Raw genomic sequence first — 3,461 nt, 5'->3', positions numbered from 1 at the left:
GTGACCGCGAGAAAATGACCGAAGATAACCGCGCCGGTGACGATAATCATGATCATGCAGGTGGTCCGGGTGGTTTCCAGAAGTGCGGTTCTGAGCTTGGTCGGGCTGAGATTGCCGCCGCTCAGGGCGATGCCGAGGCTGCACATGGCGCCGACGGCCCCGGCTTCGGTCGGGGTAAAAAAACCGGCAAAAAGACCGACCATGACCAGAGCGAACAGCAGCAGGGTTTCCCCGGTGCCTTTCAGGGATTGTCGGCGTTGGGACCAGGAGCTTTTGGGGCCGGGAGGGCCGAATTCGGGGTGGCGTTTACAGGTGTAAAGAATCGCCAGGCAGAACAGGAAGGCGATCAGCAGACCCGGAAGAATCCCGGCCATGAAAAGTTTACCGATCGATTGTTCCGTCATGATGCCGTAGACGATGAAGACCACGCTGGGGGGGATCAGCATCCCCAGGCTGCCGCCCGAAGCGACCGCCCCGGCGGCCAGCTCCATTGAGTAATGGTAGCGTTTCATTTCCGGCAGGGCGACGGTCGCCATGGTGGCGGCGGTCGCCGGGGAGGAACCGCAGATCGCGCCGAAGGCGGTGCAGGCGCCGATGGTGGCCATGGACAGGCCGCCCGGGCGATGGCCGATGAAGGCGTAAGCGGTGTCATAGAGGCGGCGGCTGATGCCGGCGTGAAAAGAAACCTGCCCCATGAAGATAAACAGGGGAATCACGGTCAGGCCGTAGGCGCCGAAGGTCGAAAAAACATCCCGGGCGAGCAGGGAGAGGGCGGCATTGAGATTGACCAGCTGAACGAAGCCGGCAAAGCCGACGATCGCCATGGCAAAGCCCACGGGAATCCGGGCGAACAGCAGGAGAAATAAAAGAGCGATTCCGATCAGGCCGATCGCTAAGGGGCTCATGAAGACGTCACCTCGTCGGCGCCGGGGAACAGTTGCCGCATCAGGACCAGGCAGACCAGCAGGGCGGCGGCCGCGATCACATAAACCACCGGGTAAAAGGGCATCTGCAGATTGGCGGTTACCTCGCCGGTTTTTCTCAGGATTTCGGCATAGATAAAAGTTTGCCGGGAGATCAGGGCGAACAGGAGCAGACTTAGAAAATCGGCGCCGAAGCGGCAGATTCTCTGAGCTTTTCGGGGGAGTTTGTCGCTGATGAATTCAACCGCCACATGGCCCTGATGCAGGGTGGTCGCCGGCATCGCCAGGGCGATGCCCAGGGCGCCGATCAGGCCGACCAGTTCATAAGCTCCCAGAATCGGATGCTTGAAAAGGCGCAAAACCACATCGGCGCAGGTCAGAAGCATCATGGCGAAGACGCAGACCGCCGCCGCCAGGTTCATCAGCCTGGTCAGTTGCCGAATTAATCTGCTCACGCGGCCGCCGCTTTTTTAAGGTTGAGGCCGCGGCAAACCGCTGTCGGGACCAAAAGAATCATCTTATCGGAGCATCTCTTTGATTCTGGCGACCACCTGGTCCCCCGGTAGTCCTTTGCTGGTGGTGCTTTTAATATAGTCGTCGAAGATGGGCTGAACCCTGGCCTCCCAGGCCCGGCTCTCGCTTTCCGGAAGGCTTATGACCTGGTTTCCTCTTTCCAGGGTATAGGCCAGGCCGGCGGCGTCGGCGTCATCCCAGGCCTGGCCCTGAATGGCGACCCATGCCGCGCTGACCTCGGTGAAAATGGTTTTGATCTTCTCCGGCAGGGCCTGCCATTTTCCCTTGTTCATGACGACGAACATCGAGGTTGTATAGCCGATGCTGGGAATGTTGGTACTGTATTTGACGACTTCACCCTGCTTCCAGCCTTTCAGAACCTCGATCGGTCCGATCGTTCCGACGACGGTGCCTTTTTGCAGGGCCTCATAGGTGCTGCCCTGGTCCATGGCCACGGGTAGGCCGCCAAGGGTCTGAATGATCTTGGCGCTGAGACCGGTGGAGCGGATTTTCATGCCTGCAAGATCGGCCAGGCTCCGGACCGGCTTTTTCTTGGTATGCAGAACCCCTGGTCCATGGGCGTGAACATAGAGAACGTGGGTGTCTTGAATCTCCTTGGGGTTGAATTCCTGCGTGATGGTCGTTGCGATGCGGGTCGCGGTTTTGCCGTCGGGGTAGCCGGCCGGCAGATCAAGGGCTTCAAGCAGGGGAAAACGGCCGCGGGTGTAGGCGAAACAGGACATGCCGATATCCGAAATGCCGTTGACGACCCCATCGTAGACCTGAGGGGCTTGGGTCAGGGTGCCGCCGGGGTAGACCGTTATTTGAACCTGCCCGTGGCTTCTTTTTTCGATCTCCTTGGCCCAGGCCTCACCGGCCCGGCATTGCGCGTGGGTTGACGGGAAAAAAATACTGTAGGACAGCTTGATCTTCTTTTCTCCCGCCTCCGCGCCCCGCGGCATGATCAGAGCCGTGATCAGGGTCATCATGACGAACCAACCTAAATGAAAAACTTTTCTTGTGCTCATGATAAACCTCGCCGATTTCTTTGCGATTAAAAGAAAGTCGGCCTGAAAAATCAGGGCTTCATCGGATATGAATCCTTTTTTTTTACCCGACTCTCAGGGAAAACCGCCGCTTCTGTAAAAGACTGCGGCGCTGGGGCCAGGGTTTTTACTCAAAATAATTCTTTATCAAGAAGGATGTTAATATGTTATTTCACGAAATGCAAGCGCAAACTAAGCAGACCGTGACCCTGAGCCCTAGCGGTCTTGGCCGAATGTTGTCGGGCCATAAAACATGTACCGCCTTCTTTCCTGGGGTCGATTTTATCTTGACAAAGTCAAAGGCATTTGATAGAAGCGGCGCTCGTTTTGCGCGAGGGTTGGGGCCGTTAGCTCAGTTGGTAGAGCATCTGACTTTTAATCAGAGGGTCGCAGGTTCGACTCCTGCACGGCTCACCACCAAAAAATTCAGACAAAGAGAAAAGACACTTGGCGTTGATTCGCTGAGTGTCCTTTTTTTTGGGCCGCCATTTGACCTTCACTTTGCGTTTTTAAACTGATTGCTCCTCGATCCGAGTTGACACGACCCCTGGAACCTGTGGTCGATGACGAACTTAGATGTACATTTTCTTTCTTTCCTCCGGTAAAGAATCAATGTAGGTTTGGCCTTCCTGAGGGAAAACCGCTCGCCGCTCGCCGTTAACGTCCTCGATAATAACTGTTGCTTCTTGATTTAAAGTGTCAATCTGGTGTAGGAAATTATCAAAATGTCCTGATGCAGTCATTCTGATAATCAAATTATTTTGAAGGTAGGGTGGCAAGCCATTGACGTGCCTTGCCACCCCCTCCAAAACAGGTAATAGCGACCTGCAATGGAGCTGTTATTTCGGTAATATCAGTTGACGTTCTTGTCAACCAAATTGCTCTTTTGGGGAAAAGTTTTCCCTGGAGTAAACCATCCTGCTGCCCCCGTTGCGGATCCGGACTCTGGTGGCATGGCTTTGTCCCTGTCTGGTTCGAG

Annotated in this window: 3 protein-coding genes and 1 tRNA gene; 1 reads left to right on the top strand and 3 read right to left on the bottom strand. The window is 55.6% G+C overall.

Annotated features, from left to right (window positions below):
* From ENN66_03220 to ENN66_03210, 3 genes are all read right to left on the bottom strand, one after another.
* On the bottom strand, positions 1-905 hold a 905-nt coding region (locus ENN66_03220), incomplete at its 3' end, for a TRAP transporter large permease subunit (GenBank protein HDS15618.1).
* On the bottom strand, positions 902-1,378 hold the full coding sequence (locus ENN66_03215; protein ID HDS15617.1) for a TRAP transporter small permease: 477 nt from the start codon (positions 1,376-1,378) through the stop codon (positions 902-904). The genes ENN66_03220 and ENN66_03215, both read right to left, overlap by 4 nt.
* Positions 1,379-1,441: 63 nt before the next feature.
* Positions 1,442-2,425, bottom strand: coding sequence for a TRAP transporter substrate-binding protein (locus ENN66_03210; GenBank protein ID HDS15616.1), 984 nt, complete (start codon positions 2,423-2,425; stop codon positions 1,442-1,444).
* A gap of 398 nt (positions 2,426-2,823) precedes the next feature.
* Between ENN66_03210 and ENN66_03205 the strand changes: the two genes are divergently transcribed.
* Positions 2,824-2,899, top strand: a tRNA-Lys gene (locus tag ENN66_03205).
* Positions 2,900-3,461 lie beyond the last annotated feature (562 nt).

The sequence above is a fragment of the Pseudomonadota bacterium genome, from assembly GCA_011049115.1.
In the GTDB taxonomy this organism is placed as follows: domain Bacteria; phylum Desulfobacterota; class Anaeroferrophillalia; order Anaeroferrophillales; family Tharpellaceae; genus DSCM01.
This window is presented reverse-complemented; position numbering and strand designations above follow the sequence as displayed.